The sequence below is a fragment of the Paenarthrobacter nitroguajacolicus genome (genome assembly GCF_031455195.1).
Taxonomy (GTDB): Bacteria; Actinomycetota; Actinomycetes; order Actinomycetales; family Micrococcaceae; genus Arthrobacter; species Arthrobacter nitroguajacolicus_D.
Window position 1 is genome coordinate 58,286 of record NZ_JAVDSH010000005.1, and the last position, 24,935, is coordinate 83,220.

At 63.4% G+C, this 24,935-nt stretch carries 26 protein-coding genes, 1 tRNA gene and 1 riboswitch; of the genes, 13 read left to right on the forward strand and 14 right to left on the reverse strand.

Annotated elements, in window-relative coordinates; all coding sequences use genetic code 11:
* Positions 1–40 precede the first annotated feature (40 nt).
* Positions 41–607, reverse strand: a complete 567-nt coding sequence (locus J2Y68_RS12170) for a GNAT family N-acetyltransferase (RefSeq protein ID WP_309993775.1) — start codon at positions 605–607, stop codon at positions 41–43.
* Positions 608–655: 48 nt separating this feature from the next.
* On the reverse strand, positions 656–1,510 hold the full coding sequence (locus tag J2Y68_RS12175) for a LysR substrate-binding domain-containing protein (protein ID WP_024818365.1): 855 nt from the start codon (positions 1,508–1,510) through the stop codon (positions 656–658).
* A 178-nt stretch (positions 1,511–1,688) separates the two neighbouring features.
* Here J2Y68_RS12175 and J2Y68_RS12180 point away from each other — a divergent pair, with 178 nt between their 5' ends.
* On the forward strand, positions 1,689–3,089 hold the full coding sequence (locus J2Y68_RS12180) for an MFS transporter (RefSeq protein WP_309993778.1): 1,401 nt from the start codon (positions 1,689–1,691) through the stop codon (positions 3,087–3,089).
* 51 nt (positions 3,090–3,140) lie between these two features.
* Here the strand turns inward: J2Y68_RS12180 and J2Y68_RS12185 are convergent, their stop codons facing one another.
* The 5 genes from J2Y68_RS12185 to J2Y68_RS12205 form a co-directional block, all read right to left on the reverse strand.
* Positions 3,141–4,298, reverse strand: coding sequence for a N(5)-(carboxyethyl)ornithine synthase (locus J2Y68_RS12185; protein WP_309993779.1), 1,158 nt, complete (start codon positions 4,296–4,298; stop codon positions 3,141–3,143).
* Positions 4,295–4,429 (reverse strand): hypothetical protein, encoded by a 135-nt coding sequence (locus J2Y68_RS12190; protein WP_011776304.1) that lies wholly within the window; start codon positions 4,427–4,429, stop codon positions 4,295–4,297. The genes J2Y68_RS12185 and J2Y68_RS12190 overlap by 4 nt, the downstream gene beginning before the upstream one ends.
* 78 nt (positions 4,430–4,507) lie before the next feature.
* Positions 4,508–4,969 carry a nuclear transport factor 2 family protein gene (locus J2Y68_RS12195; protein ID WP_309993780.1) on the reverse strand — a complete coding sequence of 154 codons (462 nt, stop codon included), beginning with the start codon at positions 4,967–4,969 and terminating at the stop codon, positions 4,508–4,510.
* A 156-nt stretch (positions 4,970–5,125) separates the two neighbouring features.
* Positions 5,126–5,196, reverse strand: a tRNA-Gly gene (locus tag J2Y68_RS12200).
* Positions 5,197–5,275: 79 nt separating this feature from the next.
* On the reverse strand, positions 5,276–6,754 hold the full coding sequence (locus J2Y68_RS12205; protein ID WP_309993782.1) for a M15 family metallopeptidase: 1,479 nt from the start codon (positions 6,752–6,754) through the stop codon (positions 5,276–5,278).
* 205 nt (positions 6,755–6,959) lie between these two features.
* Between J2Y68_RS12205 and J2Y68_RS12210 the strand changes: the two genes are divergently transcribed.
* Positions 6,960–7,403 carry an SRPBCC family protein gene (locus J2Y68_RS12210; RefSeq protein ID WP_309993783.1) on the forward strand — a complete coding sequence of 148 codons (444 nt, stop codon included), beginning with the start codon at positions 6,960–6,962 and terminating at the stop codon, positions 7,401–7,403.
* Between the two features lie 3 nt (positions 7,404–7,406).
* On the opposite strand, the gene J2Y68_RS12215 is transcribed toward J2Y68_RS12210, so the two are convergent.
* Positions 7,407–8,675, reverse strand: coding sequence for a CAP domain-containing protein (locus J2Y68_RS12215; protein WP_309993784.1), 1,269 nt, complete (start codon positions 8,673–8,675; stop codon positions 7,407–7,409).
* Positions 8,676–8,730: 55 nt separating this feature from the next.
* Here J2Y68_RS12215 and J2Y68_RS12220 point away from each other — a divergent pair, with 55 nt between their 5' ends.
* Both J2Y68_RS12220 and dcd read left to right on the forward strand, forming a co-directional pair.
* Positions 8,731–9,321 carry a hypothetical protein gene (locus J2Y68_RS12220; protein ID WP_309993786.1) on the forward strand — a complete coding sequence of 197 codons (591 nt, stop codon included), beginning with the start codon at positions 8,731–8,733 and terminating at the stop codon, positions 9,319–9,321.
* 196 nt (positions 9,322–9,517) lie between these two features.
* Positions 9,518–10,093, forward strand: a complete 576-nt coding sequence (gene dcd, locus J2Y68_RS12225; protein ID WP_011776299.1) for a dCTP deaminase — start codon at positions 9,518–9,520, stop codon at positions 10,091–10,093.
* A 58-nt stretch (positions 10,094–10,151) separates the two neighbouring features.
* Here the strand turns inward: dcd and J2Y68_RS12230 are convergent, their stop codons facing one another.
* From J2Y68_RS12230 to J2Y68_RS12240, 3 genes are all read right to left on the reverse strand, one after another.
* Positions 10,152–11,351, reverse strand: a complete 1,200-nt coding sequence (locus J2Y68_RS12230; protein ID WP_211713610.1) for a cation:proton antiporter — start codon at positions 11,349–11,351, stop codon at positions 10,152–10,154.
* 5 nt (positions 11,352–11,356) lie between these two features.
* The gene (locus J2Y68_RS12235; protein WP_211713611.1) at positions 11,357–11,839 is read right to left on the reverse strand and encodes a cation:proton antiporter regulatory subunit; all 483 of its coding nucleotides are present in this window, start codon (positions 11,837–11,839) and stop codon (positions 11,357–11,359) included.
* Between the two features lie 63 nt (positions 11,840–11,902).
* A complete protein-coding gene (locus tag J2Y68_RS12240; protein WP_309993789.1) occupies positions 11,903–13,303 on the reverse strand; it encodes an MFS transporter in 1,401 nt (466 codons plus the stop codon).
* Between the two features lie 159 nt (positions 13,304–13,462).
* Between J2Y68_RS12240 and J2Y68_RS12245 the strand changes: the two genes are divergently transcribed.
* From J2Y68_RS12245 to mnhG, 6 genes are read left to right on the forward strand one after another with little or no spacing between them, the layout of a single operon-like run.
* Positions 13,463–16,471 (forward strand): Na+/H+ antiporter subunit A, encoded by a 3,009-nt coding sequence (locus J2Y68_RS12245; protein ID WP_309993791.1) that lies wholly within the window; start codon positions 13,463–13,465, stop codon positions 16,469–16,471.
* On the forward strand, positions 16,468–16,968 hold the full coding sequence (locus J2Y68_RS12250) for a Na(+)/H(+) antiporter subunit C (RefSeq protein WP_309993792.1): 501 nt from the start codon (positions 16,468–16,470) through the stop codon (positions 16,966–16,968). The genes J2Y68_RS12245 and J2Y68_RS12250 overlap by 4 nt, the downstream gene beginning before the upstream one ends.
* Positions 16,965–18,533 carry a Na+/H+ antiporter subunit D gene (locus J2Y68_RS12255; RefSeq protein ID WP_211713615.1) on the forward strand — a complete coding sequence of 523 codons (1,569 nt, stop codon included), beginning with the start codon at positions 16,965–16,967 and terminating at the stop codon, positions 18,531–18,533. Before J2Y68_RS12250 ends, J2Y68_RS12255 begins: the two co-directional genes overlap by 4 nt.
* The gene (locus J2Y68_RS12260; protein WP_309993794.1) at positions 18,530–19,096 is read left to right on the forward strand and encodes a Na+/H+ antiporter subunit E; all 567 of its coding nucleotides are present in this window, start codon (positions 18,530–18,532) and stop codon (positions 19,094–19,096) included. Before J2Y68_RS12255 ends, J2Y68_RS12260 begins: the two co-directional genes overlap by 4 nt.
* Positions 19,093–19,371: an MrpF/PhaF family protein gene (locus J2Y68_RS12265; RefSeq protein ID WP_309993796.1), complete on the forward strand. Its 279-nt coding sequence runs from the start codon at positions 19,093–19,095 to the stop codon at positions 19,369–19,371. The genes J2Y68_RS12260 and J2Y68_RS12265 overlap by 4 nt, the downstream gene beginning before the upstream one ends.
* Positions 19,361–19,750 carry a monovalent cation/H(+) antiporter subunit G gene (gene mnhG, locus J2Y68_RS12270; protein ID WP_211713618.1) on the forward strand — a complete coding sequence of 130 codons (390 nt, stop codon included), beginning with the start codon at positions 19,361–19,363 and terminating at the stop codon, positions 19,748–19,750. The genes J2Y68_RS12265 and mnhG overlap by 11 nt, the downstream gene beginning before the upstream one ends.
* 82 nt (positions 19,751–19,832) lie before the next feature.
* Here the strand turns inward: mnhG and J2Y68_RS12275 are convergent, their stop codons facing one another.
* Positions 19,833–20,093 (reverse strand): DUF4235 domain-containing protein, encoded by a 261-nt coding sequence (locus tag J2Y68_RS12275; RefSeq protein ID WP_211713619.1) that lies wholly within the window; start codon positions 20,091–20,093, stop codon positions 19,833–19,835.
* 36 nt (positions 20,094–20,129) lie between these two features.
* Positions 20,130–20,819, reverse strand: a complete 690-nt coding sequence (locus J2Y68_RS12280) for an NUDIX hydrolase (protein ID WP_309993798.1) — start codon at positions 20,817–20,819, stop codon at positions 20,130–20,132.
* A gap of 272 nt (positions 20,820–21,091) precedes the next feature.
* Positions 21,092–21,228, forward strand: a riboswitch (TPP riboswitch).
* 77 nt (positions 21,229–21,305) lie between these two features.
* Between J2Y68_RS12280 and J2Y68_RS12285 the strand changes: the two genes are divergently transcribed.
* The 3 genes from J2Y68_RS12285 to J2Y68_RS12295 are packed head-to-tail and all read left to right on the forward strand — an operon-like array spanning position 21,306 to position 24,294.
* The gene (locus J2Y68_RS12285; RefSeq protein ID WP_309993800.1) at positions 21,306–21,926 is read left to right on the forward strand and encodes an ECF transporter S component; all 621 of its coding nucleotides are present in this window, start codon (positions 21,306–21,308) and stop codon (positions 21,924–21,926) included.
* Complete coding sequence (locus J2Y68_RS12290; RefSeq protein WP_309993802.1) at positions 21,926–23,503, forward strand: ABC transporter ATP-binding protein; 1,578 nt, start codon at positions 21,926–21,928, stop codon at positions 23,501–23,503. Before J2Y68_RS12285 ends, J2Y68_RS12290 begins: the two co-directional genes overlap by 1 nt.
* Positions 23,500–24,294 carry an energy-coupling factor transporter transmembrane component T family protein gene (locus tag J2Y68_RS12295; protein WP_309993804.1) on the forward strand — a complete coding sequence of 265 codons (795 nt, stop codon included), beginning with the start codon at positions 23,500–23,502 and terminating at the stop codon, positions 24,292–24,294. Before J2Y68_RS12290 ends, J2Y68_RS12295 begins: the two co-directional genes overlap by 4 nt.
* Here J2Y68_RS12295 and J2Y68_RS12300 read toward each other — a convergent pair.
* Positions 24,291–24,890, reverse strand: a complete 600-nt coding sequence (locus J2Y68_RS12300; protein WP_309993805.1) for a GNAT family N-acetyltransferase — start codon at positions 24,888–24,890, stop codon at positions 24,291–24,293. The two genes, J2Y68_RS12295 and J2Y68_RS12300, sit on opposite strands and share 4 nt — an antisense overlap.
* Between the last annotated feature and the right edge of the window lie 45 nt (positions 24,891–24,935).

A 24,935-nucleotide genomic window follows, 5' to 3' on the forward strand; every position in this document is an offset into this window, starting at 1 on the left:
AAGGGTGTATCGACTGGTGAACAGATATGAACGCTGTTGATTACAGAGTGATCCAGTAACGGCGGATCGGCTCGGTGATGCCCAGGTCTGGAGCAAACGTCTCCGCCGGGCGGACAACCTCAAGGACGCCGCCGCAGGCTTCGATGGTGCGGGCAGAAGCCGGGTTGGACTGCTTGCACGTCACCATGACCCGCTCCATCCCGAGCACGCGCCCTTCCTGCAGCGCGCCCTTGAGCGCGAGCTTGGCGAGCCCTCGGCCCCGCGCACTGGGCCGGATGCCGTAGCCGATGTTGCCTCCCACCTCAACGAGGTAGTCATTGACCAACGAGTGCCTGAGGCTGGCAGCCCCCATGTAGGCGTTGCCCTCGACAACCCAGATGGTGGTCTGGTTGGCCAAGCCTTCGGGAGGTTGGAAGCTCTCCTTGGGCAACTCGTGCAGCAGGCCAACCCATTCCGCGAAGTCGCTGCTGTCGCGGAGATCCAGGCCGTACCTCGCGGCCACAAAAGCCGCCGAGCCATCCTGATTAAGGGTCCCCCACTCGTTCCAGCTCTCCACCCAGGAAGCATGGAAGTTTGCGGACGGCCTCGTGAGCTTGGCGTCAATCATTGGGTGAGCGTACTACGGCCGCTTCAACGGGACCTGCACACGTGGCCATTAATTCGACTTACTCAGCGTCCGGCCCATGATGGCCTGGGTCAGGGCATCGATCACTTCGGCGTTGGCCAGTGGGTTGCGGATCAGGGTGAAATCGACATCCCCCACAGGCGGCAGGCCAAACCTCTGAGTGATGACTTTCAGGTCCTCCGGAACCAGTGATGCCGGCATCACGGCGACGCCGATGCCTGCCCGGACCGCAGCCAGGACGCCGCTGATCTGCTTGGTACTGCAGGTGATCCGCCAGGTGCGGCCCTCGGCTTCCAGCGCATCTATAGCCAGCTTCCGGCTCAGGCTGGGAGCCGGATAGGCGATAAGGGGAACCGGAGCTCCAGGTTCCAGCACGGTCTGCTCGACGCCAACCCAGGCGAAGTTGTCATGCCGGACTACTGTGCCTTCCTTGGCGCCGGCCACCCACTTTACGAATACAAGGTCAAGCTGCCCGGCGTTGAGTCGCTTGTAGAGCTGGTCGCTCTGGCTGACGGTGAGCTCGAGGTTGATTTGCGGGTACAGCTGCCGGAACTCGCGGAGGATGCGGGGGAGGCCCGTGATGGCAAGGTCGTCGGCGGTGCCAAAGCGGAGTCGGCCGCGCATGGCCGAACCCGAAAAGTATCGTGCGGCGGAGTCGTGGGCGGCAAGGATACTTCGGGCAAAGCCAGCCATGGCGTCACCGTTGTCCGTCAGCCTGACTTCGCGGGTATCGCGGGCAACCAGCACCCTCTTGGCGGCGGCTTCCAGCTTGCGGACGTGCTGGCTGACCGTCGGTTGCGCAAGTCCCAGACGCTCTGCGGCTTTGGTGAAACTCAGCGTCTCTGCGACGGCCAAAAAGGAACGGAGCTGGACAGGTTCGAACACGGAACTCCTAAAGCGCAGGTCAACGCCGGGCCGGAGTATTGCGCCGTTTCCCCTCGTGCTGCAAGCAGCTCATTGCATTCCGCAATGCTAGTTATAGGCGCAATACGCTTCCATAATTGCTGCTGGCAACCATAGCGTTAAACGCATCCCACCGAAACTCTCCATCCGAGGACTACTTTTGGCACCCCCACCGCCTTCAGCGGCACACGTCAGCCAGCCCGTCATCGATTCTCTGTCCGCCCGTCCCTTGCCGGACACAAACCAGCCGGACACCGTCACCCAGCCACTCGCCGTCGTGAGTGAAAAGCTGCCCTGGCGGCATACCTTCATCTCCCTGAAGGTCCCCAACTTCAGGATTTTCGCGATCGGCCACTTCATCGCCGTGATCGCGATCTGGATGCAGCGCATCGCGCAGGACTGGATGGTTCTTGAACTCTCCGGTTCCGTCACCGCTGTCGGAATTACCGTGGCGCTGCAGTTCATGCCGTCGCTGTTCCTGGGGCCCTGGGGCGGCATGATCGCCGACCGCTTCCCCAAACGGAAGATCCTCATCATCTGCCAGTCGGCAGCTGCGGTGCTGGCTGCCCTGTTGGCCGTGCTGTCACTGAGCCAGCGGGTTGAGGTCTGGCACGTGTATGCCATTGCCCTGGCGTTGGGCCTCGTGACGGTCCTCGACCAACCGGCACGGCAGGTCTTCGTCAATGAACTCGTCGGGCCAAAATACCTGCGCAACGCCATCAGCGTGAACTCAACGACCTTCCAGCTCGGCGGCCTGATCGGGCCGGCCCTGGCCGGTGTGCTGCTCACCGCCGTGGGCGCAGGCTGGGCGTTCGCCGCCAACGCGGTTGCGTGCTGCTCCACCGTGACCATGCTGCTCATCCTGCGCAAGGACCAGCTGCACCTCAGCCAGCCCACACCGCGCAAGAAGGGCATGCTGCGGGAAGGCCTGAACTACGCGCTCAGCAAGCCCACCATCTACTGGCCTTGGCTCATGGCGGGCTTCGTCGCAGTTTTCGCGATGAGCCTTCCGGTGCTGTTGGCGGCTTTTGCGGACCACGTGTACGACGCCGGAGCCGGAGGCTACGGCCTGCTGAACGCGATGGTTGCGCTCGGTGCACTGACCGGCGCGGTGGCGTCCACCCGACGTCGGCAGTTGCGGTTACGTTCGGTGGTCACCTCCGCCGGGTTGTACGGGCTGATGCTCTGCGTATCCTCCGTGATGCCGTCCATGGTGTGGTTCAGCGTCATCATGGTGCTCGCCGGATTCTGGTGCCTTATGTTCCTCACCGCGGCCAACCAGATGGTGCAAACCAGCTCCAACATGAGCATCCGCGGCCGCGTCATGAGCCTTTACCTCGTGGTGCTGATCGGCGGCCAGGCCATCGGCGGCCCCATGATGGGGTGGCTCGCCGAGCACCTTGGTCCGCACCTGGCTATTTTGATAGCGGGCGGCGTGCCGGCCATTGCGGCTGCGGTAGTCGCCGTCGTCCTGGCCCGGAAGTCGTCCTTGCACCTGAAGGTAGACCTGCGCGACCGGCGCCGGGTGCTGCGGATTGTGCAGGAGCCCCAGACGGCTTAACAGAGAAGGCAGCGCCGCTGGCGAACCGCGGGCGCTGCCTTCTGTGTGGTGCTATGACGTTGCGAGGTGCGGGTACTCCGCCGAGCGACCCTGGAACTCCAGGACGTCCGGATTCCGGATGACGCCGTCGCGGATTTCGATGGCTCGGGAGATGGTCTCGTTGGCATCCCATCCGTCCGGTCCCGCCACCACGGTGTCCAGGAACGGAAGCAGGGCCTCGCTGATTTCCCAGCTGGCCGAATTCCACAGGTAGGACGGGCTGTGGTCCACGGCGTAGTAATTGACGTGCCCGCCCACGCGGAACATGGGCTCGTCGAACGTCGTGGTCCGCGCCCAGCTGAAGCCCATGCCTTCGTCGCAGGAAACATCCACGATCAAGCTGTCCGGCTGGAATTCCGTCAAGTCCTCGGTCCGCAAGTATGTCAGCGGCGCATTCGGGTCCTGCAGGGTGCAATTGACCACGATGTCCGCCGCAGCCAGGAAGGGCGCCAACGGCTTGCGACCGTTGTTGGTGATGACTTCGCTGAGGAACGGGGCCTTACTGTCATGGTCGAACTGTACGATTCGCACTGAATGGATCGGCGATCCCACGGCAGCGACACCCCGATTGGTCAGGACCTGCACATCGTGGACGCCGTGGGCGTTCAACGCGGTGACGGCACCGCGGGCAGTGGCCCCGAAACCGATGACCACCGCACTCAAGCGCCGGCCGTAATCGCCGGTGGAACCCGTGAGGGCCAGAGCATGCAACACGGAGCAGTATCCGGCGAGCTCGTTGTTCTTGTGGAAGACGTGCAGGCCAAACCCGCCGTCGCCCGCCCAGTGGTTCATGGCCTCGAAAGCGATGAGCGTGAGCTTCTTGTCAATGGCCAACTGCGTTATAGCCCGGTCCTGCACGCAGTGAGGCCATCCCCACAACGTTTGGCCGTCCCGGAGTTCGGCCAGGTCCTGGGCTTGCGGCTTGGGCAGCAGGATGACGTCGCTGGTGGCGATCAACTCCTGGCGCGTGCCAAGCCCACCCACCAACGACTCCAGCGTGCTGTCCGGCACACCAAACCGTTCGCCGTAGCCGTATTCGAACCGGAGCTGTTGACGCACTTCCGGAGCAATACGCTCCAAATGCTGTGGGTGGATCGGCAGGCGCCGCTCGTTGGGTTTCAGCGAGGTAGCAAGGACGCCTATGCTCAGCTGGCCGGTTGGCGCCGTCACTTCTTGTTGCCGGTAGAAGGCTTCGCAGCCTCGGTGGCGGAGGACTCGGAAGCCCGCTTATCCGCCCGCTTTTCCTTGATGGACTTGCTGGATTTCTTCGATGCGGTTTGGCGCGGTGATTTGTCGCCCATGATGGCTCCCTTAGAGCGGAGTCGACATGACTCCTGACTCCTGACGATACACCTCTGCGGAACACGCTGTGGCAGGGGTCACTGGGCTGGCTCGACCGCGGGACGACCATGGGTGACCCGGTGGGTCACGCGTTCTGCGGTGTCGTCCACGGCCACGACCTTCTCCACGGGCTCCAGGTAGAACCGGGCGCTGCTGATGATGTCCTCGTCCACGCCGAAGATAATGACTCCGGTCATTTCGTGCGGGGTGCCGTCGCGCCATGCCCCCTTCAACTGCAGTTCAGTCCATATCGTGCTGCCGTTGACACTGTGCGAAAGCAGGTGCGCCTTGATGTCGGGGACACCCGTGAAGAGTTGCTCCCAGTTGCTGCGGATGGTGTCCCGCCCCGTAAAACCCCGCGTGGGATGGGCCGGTGTTTCATTGACATAGCCCGGCGCAAAGCACGCCGCCAGGCTCTCGAGATCGTGCTTGTTCGTGGCTTCCAGCAGGCGGTTGATGACGGCGAGCGGACCCGCCTCACCAGCGTCGGTGAGAGTCATGGGGGACCTCCCGGATAGTGGATGTACGTACGAGTGTAGGCTCGGGAAGCCTCCCGGTCGACGGGTTCCAGAACCCCCTTTGGCGGGTCCCGCCGTCGAGCGTTTCCTGCCTGGACGCAAAGAAACCCCGGATCGTGGGATCCGGGGTTTTCCTTGAGCGGGCGACGGGAATCGAACCCGCGTATCGAGCTTGGGAAGCTAGCGCTCTACCATTGAGCTACGCCCGCGTTGCCCGGGAAATTTCGCCCCGAGCGAGTCCTAGCTTAGCGCAGTTGCGGAGGTGCTCATGACAGGCGCGTCGGACGGCTACTTGAACAGCTTCAGGCCGTTCCATCCCGAGCCCACCTGACCGTATGTGGTCCACTGCCCGCGGCCCAGGCCATAGTTATAGAGGTTGCCGTCGGCGGTCTGCGCTGTGATGCCGCGCGTGCCGGCACCGGTCAGCCCGAAGCTCGGCGCCAATACACGCATGTACTGCCAGCCGGTGCCCACGGTTGTGGCCGGTCCGTAGAAGCCTGCCCAACCATCACCGCGGTAGTTGATAAGGGAGCCAGATGGGGTCCGGGCCAGAATGTCGTTGGCGCCGTCGCCTTCCCAGTCGGCAATGGTAAGTTCCATGCCGTTCCAGCCGGTGCCGATGGTGCGGGGGCTGCTTAGTGCGCCACCAAAAGTGTTGGGGTAGTAGCGGAGCACACCGTCCGGGAAGTACCCGACGACGCCCGGCCGGCCGTCCGCGTGGGTCCATTTGCCAACAGTGATGGTCATCCGATCCCAGCCGCCGTCGCCCACGATCACTTGGCCGGCAAAGCCCCCGGTGGGAAGGCCGCGGAAAACGCCCAGAGTGCCGTTGTTCCACTGGGCCAGGAGGTCATAGACGCCATCGATATCCCAGTCCACCACGAAGGCCTGTTTCAGGCCCGTCCACCCGGAACCGATCTGGACCGCGCTCATGTAGCCGCCCGCCGCCGTCGCCGGGTATCGCAGCAGACGGCCGGAAGCGTCTGCTGCCACCAGGTCTGCTCCGGATTTGATGCTGGCTGCTACCGCGGTGTTGCCGGCAAAATACTGCTCCAAGGTGGGGAAACCGCGGCGATTCATGTCGGTAGCCAAGGCCACGCCCACGTAGCGCAAGTGCCACGGCTCGTAGCTGTAACCCGTGGTTCCGGTGTAACCGTTGGGATACCGGACAATGAAGCCATACTTGTGGGCATTGGCCGCTACCCATTTCCCCGCGGCGGTATCGCCAAAGCATGTGCTGAGCCCACAGGAACCCGCCGCATTGCCGATGTCCATGGCCAGACCGGTCTGGTGCTCGCTGTAGCCGGGGCGGGCAGAAATGGTATCCGCGTACGCCTGGCCGTAAATGCTGACGTAGTACGCGTAGACCTGTTGCTGCTGGGCGTAGGAACGGTAACCGCTCACGATCGACAATCCGCCGGTCCCGGCATCAGCCGCGCCCTGGAACAGGCCGTTGAGCCACGCAGCGGCTTCTGCCCGCATGTACTGGCCCGAGCCGCGAGCGTTGACAAGGTCCGACGGCGCGTAGCTGGCAGGGTTCAATGGCCGGGACTTGTTGACAAGCACCGAATAGCTGGTGGGGTCCCCAATGGGATCCACGCTGGGAAGAGGATTCACTGTGGCGGGCAGGGCAGAGGCCGTGGCCGGAACCGCGGAAACAGCGCCGCCAACCACCGCAACGGCTAGGAAGACCGCGCAAGCAGCCGCCCGTCGTCGGAATTTGCCCTTAAGACCTTGGCGATCCTGAACCTGCATGACGTCCCCCATTTTTTGATTCTTCCAACCGGGGGCACTCTACCGTGTGCCCGGTCAGGTGTCATCGGAGACTTTATTGGTACGTCAGATAACCTTTCGGTCAAGGCTCGCTTCCAGAGGACCCAAGTGAAGTTCTGCTGGCTAGGCTGAAAGTGTTAGCTGCTGAGTAGGGGGGAACCGGGCTACGTTACCGAACCGTACGCCGAAAGAGGTTTCCATGGCATTCGCCGACCATGAAGTGGTGATTCACCGGGACGCCATGACCATTTATGCCTTCTTGATGGACGGAATGAACAACTCACTGTGGCGTTCAGGGATCCGTAGCATTTCCCTCCGATCCGGCAACCGTGGTCAAAAAGGCGCCCTGTACCAGCAGACAATCATTGGCCCGGGCGGCCGCCCCGTAGCGGCCGACTTCCAGATCACCGAGGCTCGGCCAGGTGCGGAAGTGCGCTTTGCCGTCGTGGCCGGACCGGCCCGGCCAACCGGTGGTTACTACCTCAGCACCGAAGGCCAGAGCACACGCCTGCGGTTCGCCCTGGAGTACCACCCTAAGGGGCTGCAGAAGCTGATGAACCCCATGATTCAGAAAAGCATGGAGCAGGAAGTGGCGCAGTTGGAGCAGTTGAAGAGCGTGATGGAATCGCGGTCCGTGGCCTGAGCCTTACTGGGCCAGCCTGAAGCCGGCCCAGCCGCCGCCTACTGTCACAGGCGTGGTGAGCTTGCCTGAGGTGAGGTCCCAATACTCCAGGACACCGTTGGTGCCCAACCCGGCAACGCCTGTGGTGCCTGGTCCATTGACTCCTTGCAGGGCACGCAATGCGGAGTAGTCAGTCCACGCCGCGCCTACCACCGGCCTGGCTTCTTGTTTGGGGGTGCCCAGGCCGCTGCCGCGGTAAAGGCGAAGGTATCCGTTGGGCTCAACGGTCAACAGGTCCTGCAATCCGTCTGCGTTGTAATCCACCATGCTGAGCCGTACGGCCTTGTTTCCTGTGCCGATCGCCGCCTGTGAACGGATGAACGTCAGGCCTGCGTTCCTGTACAACCACAAGCCACCCGAAGCATCCATGGCGACAATTTGCGGCAGGCGGTTGTTGGCACACCAGTTACCAATGGCAAGATTCAGGGACTGCCATCCCTGGCCAAGGACGCCCGGGGAGCCGAAGCCGCCGCTGGCCCTTCCCGGATAGACCAGTAGTGCGCCGTCAGTCCTTTGCGCTATGAGATCGAAAACGCCGTCGCGGTCCCAGTCAGAAACGAACAGCTCCTTGAGCCCCGTAAAGCCGACGCCGATCTTCTTGACAGCGCCATACTTGGCATTCCCTCGCGACGGATACGAGTACACCGTTCCGTCCGGCCCCACGGACACGAGGTCGGCAGCGCTGCTGATGGATGCCGCGCTCAGGTTGACCGTAGGCGGTTGGTATTTGTTGTCCGGTTCGCACACAGCCACCGGATCGGTGGGCGGGGTGACCGTTCCCCCGGGCCGTGTGGTGGTCCCCGCCGGGAGGGTGGTGTAGCCAAAGAAGTTCACCACACCCCAAATCGTGTAACGGTTCGGCGTGGTCTGCCAGTTGCCGTCCGTGTACGTGATGCCAATGCCCATCACGTTGAACCGCGGATCCCGGAGGAGGGCATCGTGGCCCGGTGACTGCTTCCACCACTCCACAAGCTGCGCGGCGTCACGGTCCCAGCGGACTGCGATGACTTCACCCGCGCCGTTGTTCGGGTTGAGTGCCCGGGGGTCGGTCCAGAAATTGGGACGGTGCTGGATCACTTCGCGGGTCGCGATGTTGTTGGACCACTCCTGGGCCAGGCTTGCCACGGTTGCGTGGTACTTCACCGGTGCCAAGCCGAGGGACGCGCGGTAGCTGTTGATCGCGTTGAACACCGTCAGGATCGCGGCCGCATTGCTGTCAGGGAGGAGCGCCAATGCTCCATTGTCGGGACCGGTTGCCTCGCTGGGTGCTTTGCCAGGGAAGGGGGTTGTGGTTGTCGCGGGTGATGTCGGATTCGGGGCTGGGGTTACCATCGACGGCGCGGGGCTTGGCGTCTGCGGCGGCGCGGACGGCGTTGTTGCCGCGGACGGCGCTGGGGTCGGCGTCTGGGTAGGGACCGACGGCGCGGGGCTTGGCGTTGTTGCCGCCGACGGCGTTATGCTCGGCGTCTGCTGTGGAACCGGTCCGATCGCGGGAGCCGTTGGCGCGGGATCGGGTGTAACGGCGGATGTGGTGTCGCGGGGTGCAGGCTCAGCCTCCGTGGCTGGGGGACCGGTGATCCCGGTATCCGGGACACTGGGGTTGTCAGGTCCCCACGACGGTCCGATGTTCGGCACCGGCGGTGGCGTCTCGAACATTGGATCTATCGCTACCGGCCCGTCGCCGGTAGCCGGTTCCGGAGCCGGAATGCTGGCGGGGTCCTCGGCGCTGCCGGCTACTGGAGCCGCTTCGGAAGGGCCAGGGTCAGCGAGCGGTGCCGGGTCCGCCGTCGTGGTCGCTTCCGGTGCGTTCAGCCGCGACAGGACACCCGCTGAAGAAGCGGTGCCGTCAGGGACCGTCTGCGTGGCCGGAAGGAGCTGACTGGAAGCAGCCACGCACAGGGCCAGCGCTCCGGCCAGCACGATAGCGGCAGGCGCTGCCAGTTTTTTCACAATTACCCCGCGAATGCTCGATGCCCCCAGGTACGGGCGCGGTTCTACATGTCCGGGAACTATAGTCCCATGGGGCGGGCCGGACAATGCATCGGGTATTTGGCGCATGGGGTATTTTTGATGCTGTGCTGATCTCTGACCGCGATATTCGTGCCGAAATAGACTCCCAACGGATTGTTCTTGAACCGTACGACCCCGCGATGGTCCAGCCGTCTTCCGTGGACGTCCGGATTGACCGGTTCTTCCGGCTCTTCGACAACCACAAATACGCCCACATCGACCCCGCCGAAGAACAGCCGGAACTCACGCGGCTCGTAGAGGTCGAAGGCGACGAACCTTTCATCCTTCACCCCGGTGAGTTCGTGCTGGGTTCCACCTACGAAACGGTCAGCCTCGCGGACGACATCGCCGCGCGCCTCGAAGGAAAGTCGTCACTGGGGCGCCTCGGGCTGCTGACGCACTCCACCGCCGGCTTCATCGACCCCGGGTTTTCCGGGCACGTGACATTGGAACTGTCGAACGTTGCCACCCTCCCCATCAAGCTGTGGCCGGGCATGAAGATCGGCCAGCTCTGCTTCTTCCGCCTCACGTCGTCGGCCGAGCACCCCTACGGCTCCGGCGAATACGGCAACCGCTACCAGGGCCAGCGCGGCCCTACCGCCAGCCGCAGCCACCAGAACTTCCACCGGACGTCTATTTAGTTCTTCTTAGTTCTTGGCGTCGAGGGGGTAAGTCCTACCGCGGACAGGACTTACCAGTTTAGGCGGGAGCGCGCTCGGGGCGCCGGGGTGGGGCTCCGGGGGTTTTGCGGAAGACCTTGACCACGGGTTCGACGAACCGTGCTGCCAGCGGGCCGAGGATGGCCATGATGAGGACGTAGGCCGTGGCGAGTGCGGCGAGTTCGTCGGGGACGGCTCCGGACGTGACGGCGAGGCCTGCGATGACGATCGAAAACTCGCCGCGGGCGATCAGGGCTGCCCCGGCGCGGAAACGTCCAGGCACTGCGATGCCGGCACGTTTCGCAGCCCAGAATCCCGTGAGCATTTTGGTGAGGGTGGTCAGGACGGCCAACACGAGGGCCCACCCGAGCACAGGCGGGATGGACGTGGGATCTGTGTTCAGCCCGAATGCCACGAAAAAGATTGCCGCAAACAGGTCACGCAAGGGTTCCAGGATCCGTGTGGCGTTATGCGCGGTGGCCCCGGAGATCGCGATGCCCAACATGAAGGCACCCACAGCAGCCGATACCTGCAATGCCGAGGCTATGCCAGCCACCAACAGGGCGAGCCCCAGCAAGTTCAGCAGGAAGACTTCGGAGTTTTCGCTGTGGATCGCTTGGGACACCCGGTGGCCGTGCTTGAGGGCGATCACCAGCACCACCGTGACCACGGCCAGGGCGATGCCCACGGTCTGAAGGCCGCCGAGGAAACCAACACCGGCGAGAATCGCGGTGAGGATGGGGAGGTAGATGGCCATGGCGAGGTCTTCGAACACCAGGATGGACAGCACGACGGGCGTCTCGCGGTTACCAATGCGGCCCAGGTCGGTGATGACTTTTGCGGCAATCCCTGACGACGAGATGTAGGTGACGCCGCCCATGACGATGGCGCCCACCAGGCCCCACCCCAGGAGGACGGCTATACCGGCTCCTGGAATGAAGTTCAGGATGAAGTCCAGTACGCCCGCCTGCCATGAGCGCCTCAGCCCGGTTACGAGCTCTGATGCTGTGTATTCCAGTCCGAGCATAAGCAGGAGCAGTATGACGCCGATTTCGCCGGAGAGGTGCGAAAACTCGTGCATGCCGTCCAGCTTGACGAATCCGCCGGCACCGAAGGCCAAACCGCCCACAAGGTAGAGCGGAATGGGCGACATGCCAATTCGACCCGCTAACCGAGCCAGGAGGCCGAGGCAGAAGACGACGGCCCCCAGTTCAACGAGGGCTAATGCAAGCGGATCCATCCGGGTTAGCCGTTACGCAGGATGTCGGCTGCTGAGTCAAGACCTTCCTGCGTGCCGACTGCTACCAGTAAGTCACCGGTGTGGAGTACGACGTCGGGCGCAGGCGAGGGTACGACCTCGCCTTCGCGCATGATCGCGACGATGGAAACGCCGCTGCGGGTACGAACCTGGGCTTTGCCCATGGGCTGGTTGACGAAGGGCGAGTCCGGGGTGATGGAGAACTGCCGCGTGACGATGCCGGGAACCTCGCGGTGCGCTTCCGCCAGACGCATGGCTATGTGCTGGCCACCGAGGAGGTTGCCCAGGGCGGCTGCTTCATCGGCTGTCAGGGGTATGGTCGCCTGGCACGTGTCGGGGTCGTCCCACGTGGACACGAAGAGTTGGGTCTCGCCCTCCCGCAGTTCCACCACGCCAATACGCCGGCCCGAGGCCGTGACGAAATCCTTACGGACCCCAAGGCCCGGGAGTTCAGTCTCATCCACATTCATAGCTACACCCTAACTCTGGGAACCGGTCTGGTGTGGGGGTGGCCCTCCGCCGGTCCTATGTAGTTAACGCTCTGGCACCACGGCTATTTCCACTTTTGCAGGTGGCTTTACCGGCAGGATCACCAACAGCCCAGCGAGGAGTACCACCATGATCCCAAGGATGCCCCAGCGTTGGGCCTCACCCTCTGCGACCAGGGGAGAAGCAATGGCGATGCACAGGGTGAAGAGTGCCGGGGCCAGGAAGCTGACGGCACGCCCCGTGGTGGCGTAGAGGCCGAAGAGTTCACCGGATTCTCCGGCTGGTGCGAGCCGTGCCAGATACGCGCGGGAGGACGACTGGGCGGGGCCTACGAACAAGCAGAGCAGCAAGCCGAAGACCCAGAACGTTGAGGCTCCCGGCCATTCATTGCCGAAGAACACGTAGTCCCCGTTGCCCAACACGAGGATGAACGTACCGGCCATCAGGAGGCCCACCAAAGACAGGACGATGACAGCCTTGGGGCCGATCTTGTCATCAAGGAAGCCGCCAATGATGGCACCCACAGCGGCGACAACATTGCCGAAGATGGCAAAGAAGATCACTTCCTTGAGCTCGAAACCAAAGGTGCCCGCGGCAATGACGCCGCCGAAGGTGAACACGGCGGCCAGGCCGTCGCGGAAGATGGCACTGGAGAGCAGGAAATAGATGGTGTGGGGGCTGGTCCGGTAGATGGCCCCGATACGCCGGATGAGCAACCTATATGAGGCGAAGAAGCCCAACGATGCGGTTGCTTTTTTTACGGGCACTTCGGGTACAGCGAACATGACCGGCAGTGCGAAGATGAAAAACCAGAGCGCCGAGAAGATCGCGACGAGCCGGATGTTGAGGGAGTCCTGGGTGGAGGCACCAAACCACTCAAAGGACGGCTGGACGAAGAGCTGAAGGACCAGCAGGAGTGCCACGATTCCGCCGAGGTATCCCATGCCCCAACCGAAGCCGCTGACCTTGCCGATATTCCGTGGCGTCGAGATCTGGGCCAGCATGGCGTTGTAGTTGACGCCCGCGAACTCGAAGAAGATGTTGGCCAGTGCAATCAAGCAGACGCCCAACAGTAGAAACTCCGGCCGCGGGAATACGAAGAAACACAGCGCCGTGAGGACGGCTGTGGCGGCAGTGTTGACCCCTAGCCACAGCTTGCGCCGACCGCCCGCGTCTGAGCGCTGGCCGGTAACGGGAGCAAGCAAGGCAATGGCGAGGCCTGCGATGGCCAAGGCTGCACCCAAGGCCGCCGACGCCGCGTCTTCTCCGCCGAAAGCGTTCGACGTCAGGTAGACGGTGAAAACGAAGGTGGTCATGACGGCGTTGAAGGCAGCCGAACCCCAGTCCCAGGACGCCCACGCCAGGATTTGTCCCTTCTTTGAAGCGACGGGACCGGAGGCGAGCTCGGACGTTGGGTGGGTTTCTGGAACTGCAGCCGCGTTCATAGCTTGAATGCTATAGGGACCACGCGAACGGTGCTGGCATGACAGACCCTATGTGGATATCACTGTCCGTGCCCCTTGATAAACTAGCTAAACCGAACCCAACGTATGACCGCTTGCTCCAACTTTTGACAATTCGTTCCTGACTTTGCGGAGAAAACAGTGCTCACAGTTCTCGCCATCACCTTTGTAGCGGCAACTGTGGCGCCCTTGATCTTCCGTGCATTGGGCCGGAATGCGTTCTACGTCCTGGCCGTCGTCCCCGCGGCTGCGTTCGTCTGGCTGCTCTTCCAATACGGACCCGCATATTCCGTTGGCGGCATGGAAGAGATCCTCCCGTGGATTCCCAGCCTGAAACTGGAACTCGCGTTCCGCATGGACCCTTTGGCATGGATGATGTCCTTGCTCATCCTCGGTGTCGGTTCGTTGGTGCTGGTCTATTGCGCACGATACTTCAAGAACCAAGATCCGGACCTTGGCGGATTCGGAGCCCAGCTGCTCGCTTTTGCGGGAGCCATGTTTGGATTGGTCACCTCTGATGACCTTCTGATGCTCTTCATTTTCTGGGAGCTCACCACCATCCTGTCCTACCTGTTGATCGGTTATGCCCGGACCCGCCTGGCCGCCCGCCGATCGGCGCTTCAAGCCCTGATGGTCACCACAGCAGGTGGCCTTGCCATGCTGGTTGGCCTCATCATCCTGGGTCAGGCCGCCGGAACGTACCGGATTTCGACCATCCTTGACCAAGCCGGGTCGCTCATGACTGGACCCATGCAGGGCGCGGTTGCCGCCGCCGTCGTGCTTGTCCTGTCTGGTGCGGTGACCAAATCGGCGCTGGTTCCGTTCCATTTCTGGCTGCCCGGTGCGATGGCCGCTCCCACTCCCGTGAGCGCCTACCTCCACGCAGCCGCGATGGTGAAGGCCGGCATCTACATTGTGGCCCGTTTGGCCCCTGGGTTCGCCGAATCACAATTCTGGCTGCCCGTGGTTCTGGGACTCGGGTTGGCCACCATGCTTGTCGGCGGGTACCGGGCCCTCCGCCAGACCGACATCAAGCTCATCCTCGCCTATGGAACGGTCAGCCAGCTCGGCTTCCTGATCATGGTGGTTGGGCTGGGTCGTCCCGATGCGGCGCTGGCGGGGCTGGGGCTGCTGCTGGCCCACGGCCTGTTCAAAGCGGCCCTCTTCCTGGTGGTGGGCATCATCGACCACCAGTCCGGAACGCGCGATATCCGTAAGCTTTCCGGCGTCTTCCGCTCTTCACGGGCGCTGGGCGTCGTGGCGGCCATCGCCGCAGCGTCCATGGCCGGTGTCCCGCCCTTGGCAGGTTTCGTCGCCAAAGAGTCGGTCTTTGAGGCTTTCGTCCACTACGGAACGGGCCATGACGCGCCGGCTTGGGGCATCTGGATACTGGTCGGCCTGGTGATCGGATCGATCCTCACCTTCGCCTACAGCGCCCGATTCATGTGGGGTGCGTTCGCCACGAAGCCCGGTGTGGAGCCCACACCGTTCAAGCCCATCAAGCCTGCGTTCCTCGCCGCCCCCGCCATCCTGAGCTTGCTCACTATCGCCTACGGCCTGTGGCCGGTTCCGGTGGACACGTGGATCCAGCCTTATGCGGCGTTGTTCGCCGACGGTCCGGACGCGGTCGACGCCGGACACTTGGCTTTGTGGCACGGCGTCACCCCGGCTTTGGGCCTGACAGCGATAACGTTCGCGGCTGGCGCCGCGATGTTCTACGGCCGAAACCTCGTTTCCCGCGCCCAAGGCCTGGTCCCGGACTGGGTGGATGGCGACCGCGCCTACCAGAACACCATTGGCGCCTTGGACGATGTTGCGGTGTGGGTCACGGGCCGTACCCAGCGTGGTTCGCTGTACTTCTACCTGGCTGTCATCCTGACGGTCGCCTTCGCGGTGCCGGCGACCGCGCTGATCATGGCCAACAAGCCCTTGCCGGATGGCATCTATTTCATCGACCCCAATTCCCCGTTGCAAATGGTGGCCGGGGCAGGCATCGTGGTGGGCGCACTGGCAGCCGTCCGCGCCAACAAGCGCTTCCTTGCCGTGCTCATGGTGTCCGTGACGGGCTACGGCATCGCCCTCATGTTCGCACTGCAGGGCGCACCGGACCTGGCCCTGACGCAGATGCTGGTGGAAACCATCGTGCTGGTGGCCTTCGTGCTGGCCATGCGCAGCCTGCCCGCGGAGCTACGGGACAGGACCGGCGGCAGGCTCAGGGTGATCCGCGTGATCATCGGAGCGGCCTTCGGCATCACTATGATCTTCGTGGCGATCTACGCCATGGGTGCCCGCGTGGCTACCCCTGTCTCCCTTGATTTCCCGCGCCTGGCTTATGAAGGCGGCGGGGGATTGAACGTGGTCAACGTGACCCTCGTGGACATCCGCGCCTGGGACACATTCGGTGAGATTTCCGTGTTGGCCATTGCCGCCACGGGTGTCGCCAGCCTGATCTTCGTCCGCAGCCGTGGCGACCGGATAAAGACCTCCGAAGCAGTGCCCGAAGGCAGCGTGGGGCGCCGCATCGGCGTCGAACGCGGGTCCCGTGCCAATGCCACGCTGGCCGTGGCGAAGAAGTTCACCGACGTGACCCGCGACGTCTGGCTCGTTGCCGGCCGCACCTTGGCGCCCGAGCGCCGTTCGATCATTTTCGAGGTTGTCACCCGGCTGATCTTCCACTCAATGATCGTGTTCTCCATCTACCTTCTCCTTGCAGGACACAACCTGCCCGGTGGCGGCTTCGCGGGCGGCCTTACCGCTGGACTCGCCCTGACCATCCGCTACCTCGCTGGTGGCCGGTTCGAGTTGAGCGAGGCAGCGACAGTAAGTGCCGGAACCCTTTTGGGGACGGGTCTTGCGACGGCGGCCGCGTCCGGCGTGGTCCCGCTCTTCCTGGGCGGGCAGGTTTTTCAAAGCGCCATCATCGAGTTCTGGCTTCCGGTGTTCGGCAACATCAAGTTCGTCACCTCCACCATTTTCGATATTGGGGTGTACATCGTGGTGGTGGGATTGGCCCTTGATGTCCTCCGCAGCCTCGGTGCCGAGATCGACGAGCATTTTGAGGGCCAAGGCTCACCGCTGGCAGAGGAAGATGCTGCAGGGCTGGCCGAAGAGGCAGCCGAATCAGCCGCATCAGGGAAAGGTACCGCATGAGCATCAACCTGACCCTGCTGATCATCATGGGCGTGCTGTACGCCTGCGGCATCTACTTGATCCTTGAACGCAGCCTGACGCGTGTGCTGCTGGGATTGATGCTGCTGGCCAATGCCACCAACATCCTGATCCTGAGCACCGGCGGTTACGCGGGGCTGGCGCCCTTGTACAGCAAGGAAACAAACCCCGAGGCTTACAGCGATCCCTTGCCGCAGGCACTGATCCTGACATCCATCGTGATCTCGTTCGCGGTGACCGCCTTCATGCTGGGCATCATCTACCGGACGTGGGTCCTGGCCCGCCAGGACGAGATCCAGGACGACCTCGAGGACGTTCGCGTGGCCAAGACTCCAAGCTTCGACGCCGAAGACGACGCCATTGTTCCCTTGGAAACCTCGGAGTTCGCCGTAACGCCCATCACGACGACGGACCGGAGCCATCCGGAAGCCACGGAAAAGCCGCACACCAGTACCACCCAGGAAGGAGGCAGCGCGTGAATCTCGCGAGCCTGTCGCCGCTAGCAGTCCTCCTGCCGATCCTGGGTGCAGCACTCGCATTCCTGTTGATCCGGCACCACTCAGCCCAGCGGGCGGTGAGCATAGGCATCCTGAGCGCCACCCTCTTGCTCGAGTGCCTGCTCCTGGTATCCGTGTGGAACGGCGGCACCACGTCCGTAACCCTGGGCGGTTGGCTGCCTCCGTGGGGCGTCGTCCTTGTAGTGGACCAGTTCTCCTCGCTGATGCTGGTGGTGTCCACCGTGGTGAGCCTCGCGGTGTTGATCTACGCCACCGGCCAGGGCATGGCTGATGGCGACCAGGAAGCGCCGGTCTCGATCTTCCACCCCACATACCTGATCCTGGTGGCAGGCGTGTCCAACGCGTTCCTCACCGGCGACCTTTTCAACCTTTACGTTGGCTTCGAGATCCTGCTCACGGCAAGCTACGTCCTGATGACCCTGGGCGGGACGGGGCCACGCATTCGTGCCGGCGTCACGTACGTGGTTGTTTCCGTCGTGTCGTCCGTGTTGTTCCTGGTGGCCATCGCCATGATTTACGGTGCCACTGGAACCATCACCATGGCGGACCTGGCGATAAAGCTCGCCGAGTTGGACCAGGGGACCCAGAATCTCCTGCATGTGATGTTGCTGGTGGCGTTCGGCATCAAGGCCGCAGTGTTCCCGCTGTCCTTCTGGCTTCCTGACTCGTACCCAACAGCGCCGGCTCCCGTCACCGCGGTGTTCGCTGGTTTGCTCACCAAGGTGGGCGTTTACGCCATGGTTCGCACCGAGACGTTGCTGTTCCCGGGAGATACCCTCAACGTCCCATTGATGGTGGTGGCGTTACTGACCATGGTGGTGGGTATCTTGGGCGCTTTGGCCCAAAGCGACATAAAGCGTCTCCTGTCCTTCACGTTGGTGAGCCACATCGGGTACATGGTGTTTGGCCTCGCCATGAGTTCCGTCGCAGGCCTGGGCGCCGCGGTCTTCTACGTGGCGCACCACATCACCGTGCAGACCAGTCTGTTCCTGGTGACGGGCCTTATCGAGCGCCGGGGTGGCAGTTCGTCGATCGACCGGCTGGGTGGCCTGGCCAAACTCTCGCCACTGCTGGCATTGCTGTTCTTCGTTCCAGCCATGAATTTGGCAGGCATACCGCCCTTCTCAGGCTTCCTCGGCAAGTTGGGCCTCCTGCAAGCCGGCGTGGAACTGGGCACGCCACTGGCCATCACCTTGGTGGTCGGCGGCGTGGTCACCAGCCTGCTGACGCTGCTAGCCATCGCCAGGGTCTGGAACAGGGCGTTCTGGCGTAAGCCCGAGGATGCTGAATATCCGGATCCCGTGCTGTTGGCCAGTGGGAACGTTGGGGTGCTCCCGCGGACCATGGTCGGTTCGACGGCGGGACTGGTAGTTTTCGGGGTGGCGCTGACGGTGTTCGCCGGGCCGCTCTTCCACCTCGCGGATGGTTCCGCGGAGATCATGCTTGACCGATCGGCCTACATCCATTCGGTCCTGGGCGATGCAGTCGAGGTTCCGGCGCTGCCGCAGACGGGTGGTCCCAAATGAGCCGTAAACCGAACTCCTTCCGTACCGAGCTGCCGCTGCTCATCTGGTTGGTCATTGTCTGGGGTGCGCTGTGGCGGGATTTCAGCCCGGGCAACTTGTTGTTCGGTGCTTTGATCGCGGTGCTGGTGGCAAAATTCTTCTACCTTCCTCCGGTTGAGCTCAGCGGCAGGTTCAACATTCGGCGGGCCATCCCGTTTGCCCTGATGTTCCTCTCCAAAGTGGTGGCAGCGAGCTTCCTGGTGCTGTACCTGGCTGTGGTCAAAGGGCCAAAGGTGCGCAGCGCCGTCGTCGCCGTTCCGTTGCGGAGCCACTCCGACCTCATGGTGACGGCAACAGGGCACGTCATCTCGCTGATTCCAGGCTCGCTGGTGGTAGAAGTGGACCGTTCGACGTCCACGCTGTACCTGCACGCGCTCAACATTTATCAAGAGGCTGACATCGATAAGATCCGTCAGGAAGTCCAGAACATTGAAGCCGGCTTGATCCGCATCATGGGCACCCGCGAAGAAGTCCAGGCGCTGGGAGCCGAGATGGGTTCCGGAGTGAAAGGGGCAGCCCTGTGAAGGAAGTGGTCCTCATAGTTACGGCCGTGATTCTCAGCCTGGCTGCTGCCGGCGCCATTGTGCGGATCGCGATCGGTCCTTCGCTGCTGGACCGGGTTTTGGCCTCAGACGTTTTGCTGGCCATTCTCGGCGCAGCCCTTGCGATCGACATGGCGGTGAACCGGCACCTGAATAACCTGATGCTGTTGGTGGCGCTGGCCGTGATTGGCTTCATTGGTTCGGTGACGGTGGCCCGGTTCGTGGCCGAGCGGAGGGAACAGAGCAATGAGTCCTGATGCCACCGGCGTGGATGCCGTCATCGATATTGTGACCGCTGTGTTCCTGGTGGTCGGAGCGCTGATGTCCCTTGGCGCAGCGGTCGGTTTGCTGCGTTTCCCTGACTTGATGAGCCGCATGCACGCTGCTACCAAGCCGCAGGTGCTGGGCTTGTTCCTCATGCTGGCAGCTATTGGTCTCCAAATGCGGACCTGGTGGGTTTGGCCCGTGCTGTTGGTGGCGTGGATATTCCAGCTGCTCACCGCACCCGTCTCGGCCCACATGGTGGGGCGGTCCGCGTACCGTACCAAGCATGGCCACCGGGAGATGCTCACCAAGGACGAACTTGAGGCCGTTGTTCAGCGGGCAGCCGCGGGTCAAACCGACCACGAGCGTTAAAGCCAACACAGGGTCATTTCCGGCCTATCCCGAGGGGAAATAGTGCCGGAAATGACCCCGCGTTGCCTTGGACGGTGATGCCCTAGACGATGTCCTGGGACTTCGCGAAGCGGGCGATTGCACGCTGCGTGCCCCTGCTGGCAAGCACCTGGATGAGTGTGCTCACGAACGCCGAAATCAGGGCGAAGGTGAGGGCGGAGCGCAGGCTCGTTTCCATGTCATCGTTGCCTACGGGCGGCTTGTTGCCTGTGGCCTTTTCCCACCCTTTGTTGACGAGTTTTGTTCCGACGAAGCCTGCCCCGAGGCTTACTCCGGCGCCGATCAGCTTGAAGAAGAGGTTCATGCCCCCAGCCTAGCCGCAACGGGTGGGCCGACAACGCTAGCGGCGGCTTTCCCGTTCCTTGAGGAATGCGGTCAGGGAGCCTACGGGTGCCAGCACGGGTACGACAGGGTGATCGGCCGACCATACGGCGTCGACAGTCCCGTATTCAGCGATTTCCTTGAGGAGATAGTAAGTGGGCGGCATCAGTTTCAGGGTGCCTTCCGCCTCCGACGCGAGGATTCCCGCTACAGGCATCCAGAGGGATTGCCACGCTTCAGTTGTTTGGTGGTGTGGTGCCAAGTCCGCCGACGGCTTGGCCACATAGAAGAACGTGTCGAACCGCTTGGGCATGTCGATCGGGGTAATCCAGTTGGCCCACGGGCGCAGGTCACTGGCGTCGATGCTCAGCCCGGCTTCCTCGCGGACCTCACGGATGGCGGCTGTGAGCACGGTTCCGGCATTCCTGGCCGCATCTTGTGGATCCGCCCCAATGGAGCTTGCCTGCCAGTCCGCCGCGTGGCGGTGGAGCAGTTCGGGGGCGTAGTCCCACCCGGAGTGGTCGGCGGGGTCCACGCGTCCTCCCGGAAACACCACCATTCCGGCGGCGAAGTCCATGGTGCTGACCCTGTGTTGGACGAACGCCTCGAGCCCGGACGGGGTATCGCGGAGCAGGATGACGCTTGCGGCGAGGCGTGCATCCGGTACGACAGCGTTGTCTGGGAGGCCTGAGCCGGGTTGGTCCGTCATGAAGTGCGCCCCTTTGCTGCGGTGGATGTTGCTGGATCATTCTCTCAGGTCCGTTGTGGGGCCTGGTGTGCGTGCCTAAGCGTGGGGCAAGGGTGCAGAGTGGGCCTCGCAAGGCGCGTTCGTTGGGTTGTGGGGCCTGGTGTGCGTGCCTAAGAGTGGGGCAAGGGCGCAGAGTGGGCCTCGCAACGGTGAGGGTGGGCCGGATTGTGACTGGACGGCAGTCCCCACCACGGAGGGCAGGTGTAAACTGAACCAGCCCAGCAGGGCAGATTTAATAACGACAGGGGAGCGCCGCCGTCGGAGCTTGCAGAGATGCAGGAGCCGCGAGGGCGCTGAGAGTGCGGACAGCCGCAGACCCTCGAACCTGATCCGGTTAGTACCGGCGCAAGGGAGTCGAGCTTCTCAGAGTGTCCGGAACCGGGCGGCGCAGGCCGGCCGGGGAATCCGGGGAGCACTTTCCCCTCCTGTAACTCAGGAGGCAGAAAAATGACCACGGTAAACGTGAAGAAGACCAGTTATAACTGGCGTGTTGTAGACATTGTGGTGGCAGCCTTGATCGCTATCGCCGGCGGCGTGATTTTCTGGGCATGGTCCCAAGGCGCCGCACTCGTATCCATCCCCATGAACGCGGCGTATCCACCGCTGACGGGCCTGATCGCGGGCGGTTGGATGATTCCTGCAGTCCTGGGCATGCTCATCATCCGCAAGCCGGGTGCTGCCCTGTTCTGCGAGGCCGTCGCAGCCACAGGCGAGCTCATCATGGGCTCCCAGTACGGCACCACCGTACTCATCTCCGGCATTCTGCAGGGCCTCGGCGCGGAGCTTATCTTCGCCGCGTTCCTCTACAAGAAGTTCAACCTGCCCACCTCGCTCCTTGCCGGCGCAGGTGCGGGCCTCTTCTGCGGCCTCAACGACTCCTTCCTGCCATGGGGCTGGAACATTGCCTACGAGGCAGTCGACAAGCTCGCTTACATCACGTTCACCACGATCTCCGGCGCGATCATTGCCGGGGCACTCTCATGGATTGCCACGCGCGGTCTGGCGAAGACAGGCGTCCTGAGTTCCTTCGCGTCGCGCAAGGCCGCTTCGGAGCCCGTCTTTAACTGATGTCCGCAACCGAACGCGGCGAGCGGGTCCGGCCTGCCGCCATCTCAGCCGAGGGCTGGGGATGGCGGCACGCCGGCAGGGCCACGCCAGCCATCCAAGGCCTTGACCTCCGGATCGAACCTGGGGAGCGGGTGCTGCTGCTCGGCCCTTCGGGTGCGGGCAAGTCCACGCTCCTGCATGCCCTAGCGGGGGTGCTGGGGGACGAGGAAGACGACTCGGACGAGACCGGCTCGCTGCTCATCGACGGCGTTGCTCCCCGCGAGCAGCGGGGCCGCGCCGGCCTGATGCAGCAGGACCCCGAAACGCAGGTTGTGCTGTCCCGCGTGGGGGACGACGTCGCCTTCGGCGCCGAGAACCTGGCCGTGCCGCGGGAGGAAATTTGGTCCCGCGTCCATGAAGCGCTCGACGACGTCGGGCTGCGCACCGCTTCGGGCGGCGGACTGGCGTTGGACCACCCGACGGCGGCACTCTCAGGCGGGCAGAAACAACGCCTCGCGCTTGCCGGGATTTTGGCGATGCGGCCCGGGCTGATCCTGCTGGACGAACCAACGGCCAACCTGGACCCGGCAGGGGTCCTGGAGGTGCGGGACGCAGTGGGGCGCTGCCTCGACAAGACCGGTGCCACGCTTGTTGTGGTGGAACACCGCGTGTCCGTGTGGAAGGACCTGGTGGACCGGATTGTGGTGCTTCAGCCAGGATCCGGCGCCGCGGGAGCCGCGGGCACTCCCGGCGTCCTGTTGGACGGGCCGCCGGAACAGGTCCTGTCCGAGGCCCGCACCATGCTGATGGCAGCCGGCGTTTGGGTTCCCGGATACGTCCCCGCAACTCGTGCCCGGCGCACTGAAACCGCCACCGCGCAACTGCTCCTTGCCGCCCAGGATGTGGCAGTCTCCCGCGGAAAGCCGCGCAGGAAAGGCTTCCGGACCATCCCGCCCGTTACCGTGCAATCCGATATCAGCGCCCTGGTCAGGGCCGGGCAAGCATTGACCATCACTGGTCCGAATGGTGCCGGTAAGTCTACGTTCGCGCTCACGCTGGCCGGCCTTTTGGCGCCGGTGGACGGCAAAGTGAGTGCCGCCGTCGAGCTTTCAGAAGGGGCCGGAATCGACCCGTTCAGGTGGAAGGCTGACCAGCTGATTTCACGCATCGGGACAGTATTCCAGGAGCCCGAGCACCAGTTCGTCACGGGCAAGGTGCTGGATGAGCTGATGTTTGGTCCGAAGCACCTCGGCCATGGCGAGGAACGCGTGGACGAACTCCTGGAGCGGTTGCGGCTCACGCATCTGGTGGACGCGAACCCGTACACCCTGTCCGGCGGCGAGAAGCGCAGGCTTTCGGTGGCCACGGTGCTGGCCGCGCATCCCAAAGTCCTCGTCCTTGATGAGCCCACGTTCGGCCAGGACGCGAACACCTGGGCCGAGCTGGCGTCGTTCCTTTCGGAGTTGCTCGACGCCGGTACAGCCGTGGTCTCCGTAACCCACGACCAGGAATTCAGTGCCGTGCTCGGCGGCACGGAGCTGCGTCTGAACCCTGCGGCGCGTGCCGAAAGCGACCGCCAGGAAGCCGGTGCGGCATGAGGGACGCACTGAACCTGCGAGGTAACCATGCCCTGCTGACCAACGCGAATCCGCTGGCCAAGTTCGCCGCGGTCTTCCTTATTTCGCTGGTGCTGGCCCTCTCCATCGACTGGGTCTCAGCATCAACCGCGCTCGTTGCCGAACTGGCGCTGTTCCCGCTCGCTGGGCTCACACTGCGGCTTTTGTGGCAGCGGGCGTGGCCGTTGATCATCGCGGCGGCGATTGGTGGCTGGAGCACGGCGATCGTGGCGGCTGACAGCGGCGTTGTACTGCTCGACGTCGGCCTGTGGTCCATCAGCGAAGGTTCCCTTGAGCTGGGGCTCGGTTTCATGCTGCGCGGCTTGGCGATTGCCCTTCCGGCGATCCTGCTGATGACCTGCACGGATCCCACGGACTTGGCAGATGCCCTGGCGCAGAAGGCGAAGCTGCCGCACCGGTTCGTCCTGGGATCCCTTGCCGCCATGCGGTTGGTTGGCCTCATGGCGGAGGAATGGCAGACCATCGGCATGGCCCGCCGCGCCAGGGGTGTCGGTTCGCAAGGCAGCCCGGTCCAGCGGTTGAAAGCTACCCTCGGCCAGAGCTTCGGGCTGCTGGTCCAAGCTGTTCGGCGCGCGTCGCGGTTGGCTGTGACCATGGAAGCACGCGGCTTTGGCGGGGGACAGCGGACGTGGGCGCGCGAATCCACGTACTCGGTGCTGGACATTTGGGTGGTCCTTGGCGGAGTGGTCATCGCTGCGGGTGCCGTGCTGGCCGCCGTGAGTGCCGGGACATGGAGCTTTGTCTGGCGCTAGCGGGCGGAACGTTCCTGGACTTCATCGAAGCCGGACCGGGTGAGGAAGCCCAGCTGGGCTTCCTTTTCCGCGAGCTGGACGATGGGTCCCAGTTCAAAGCAGGTTGCTTCCAAGCGGCGCAGGGCCTTGGCGTTGCGGGAATCGGGCTCCACGACGATCCGGTCCTTGCCCGGCAGGGAAAACATGTACTTGATCAGTGACGTGGCCAGCCGGGGAGTGAAATGCGGAATGGGCCGCGTCGCCGGAGCCAGCAGCAGGTGCATGCCGATGTCTTCCTCCCGCGCAGGGTAGGCCTCACCCACGGGGTCGTGCAACGGCTCGTAGGTCTGGAACAACGCCAGGGCCTCCCCGTCCAGGATCACCAGGAACGCGTGGTGGGTGTCCAGGGAGTCAAGGAATTCATAGATGCCCAGGACGTCCTCACGGGTGTGCTCGGTCATTCCCCAGAACTTCGCGCGGGGCTGGGTCACCCACTCAAAGACAAGCCCGATGTCCTCGCTTGGAATCAGCGGGACAATGCGCAGGGAACCCCACCCTTCGAGCTCTTCGGTGTAGACGGTGGTGCGGACGGAGAAGTCCTGGGCGGTGATGGTCATGGCTTCCTTCGGGTGCATGGGCTGGGTTTTCGTGCTGCGACTGGG

Bases quoted from the DNA above. Each gene is read 5' to 3' on its own strand.
- J2Y68_RS12205 (WP_309993782.1), bottom strand. From the start codon at position 6,754: ATGGGGGACGTCATGCAGGTTCAGGATCGCCAAGGTCTTAAGGGCAAA.
- J2Y68_RS12235 (WP_211713611.1), bottom strand. From the start codon at position 11,839: ATGAATGTGGATGAGACTGAACTCCCGGGCCTTGGGGTCCGTAAGGAT.
- mnhG (WP_211713618.1), top strand. From the start codon at position 19,361: ATGAGTCCTGATGCCACCGGCGTGGATGCCGTCATCGATATTGTGACC.
- J2Y68_RS12295 (WP_309993804.1), top strand. From the start codon at position 23,500: ATGAGGGACGCACTGAACCTGCGAGGTAACCATGCCCTGCTGACCAAC.
- J2Y68_RS12170 (WP_309993775.1), bottom strand. From the start codon at position 607: ATGATTGACGCCAAGCTCACGAGGCCGTCCGCAAACTTCCATGCTTCC.
- J2Y68_RS12285 (WP_309993800.1), top strand. From the start codon at position 21,306: ATGACCACGGTAAACGTGAAGAAGACCAGTTATAACTGGCGTGTTGTA.
- J2Y68_RS12230 (WP_211713610.1), bottom strand. From the start codon at position 11,351: ATGGATCCGCTTGCATTAGCCCTCGTTGAACTGGGGGCCGTCGTCTTC.
- J2Y68_RS12300 (WP_309993805.1), bottom strand. From the start codon at position 24,890: ATGACCATCACCGCCCAGGACTTCTCCGTCCGCACCACCGTCTACACC.
- J2Y68_RS12275 (WP_211713619.1), bottom strand. From the start codon at position 20,093: ATGAACCTCTTCTTCAAGCTGATCGGCGCCGGAGTAAGCCTCGGGGCA.
- J2Y68_RS12280 (WP_309993798.1), bottom strand. From the start codon at position 20,819: ATGACGGACCAACCCGGCTCAGGCCTCCCAGACAACGCTGTCGTACCG.
- J2Y68_RS12260 (WP_309993794.1), top strand. From the start codon at position 18,530: ATGAGCCGTAAACCGAACTCCTTCCGTACCGAGCTGCCGCTGCTCATC.
- J2Y68_RS12250 (WP_309993792.1), top strand. From the start codon at position 16,468: ATGAGCATCAACCTGACCCTGCTGATCATCATGGGCGTGCTGTACGCC.
- J2Y68_RS12240 (WP_309993789.1), bottom strand. From the start codon at position 13,303: ATGAACGCGGCTGCAGTTCCAGAAACCCACCCAACGTCCGAGCTCGCC.
- J2Y68_RS12195 (WP_309993780.1), bottom strand. From the start codon at position 4,969: ATGACTCTCACCGACGCTGGTGAGGCGGGTCCGCTCGCCGTCATCAAC.
- J2Y68_RS12190 (WP_011776304.1), bottom strand. From the start codon at position 4,429: ATGGGCGACAAATCACCGCGCCAAACCGCATCGAAGAAATCCAGCAAG.
- J2Y68_RS12210 (WP_309993783.1), top strand. From the start codon at position 6,960: ATGGCATTCGCCGACCATGAAGTGGTGATTCACCGGGACGCCATGACC.
- J2Y68_RS12290 (WP_309993802.1), top strand. From the start codon at position 21,926: ATGTCCGCAACCGAACGCGGCGAGCGGGTCCGGCCTGCCGCCATCTCA.